We start from the raw sequence: 327 nt of genomic DNA, 5'->3' as shown, positions 1-327 counted from the left end.
CAGTGGGGAAATCATGATGTTCTTTGGATAGGTGCCTTTGCCGGGTCAAAGGTTTGTCTCGCCAATATTATTCGAATCTGTGCGAGATACAATAATTTGGATATTATTGAAGATGTGTATGGAATCAATCTTAGACCGCTTCTTAATCTTGCGGAAAAATACTATGATGACAATCCGGTCTTTCGACCAAAAATCCATTCAGATGAACCACTATCTGAAGCAGATCAATTACAAATTACGAAAATTCATCAAGCCATTGCGATGATTCAGTTCAAGCTTGAAAGTCCTATTATAAAGAGACGTCCGACCTTTAATATGTCAGAAAGG

At 37.9% G+C, this 327-nt stretch carries 1 protein-coding gene; it reads left to right on the top strand.

What is annotated here, in order from left to right; translation table 11 throughout:
- Window positions 1-327, top strand: a 327-nt coding sequence (locus K9V48_RS28755; protein WP_224142364.1) for a fructose-bisphosphatase class III, incomplete at both ends; no start/stop codon positions are given.

Source organism: Metabacillus rhizolycopersici (assembly GCF_020075705.1).
Note: the sequence above shows the minus strand (reverse complement) of the source record. Positions and strands in the feature narration are given on the sequence as shown.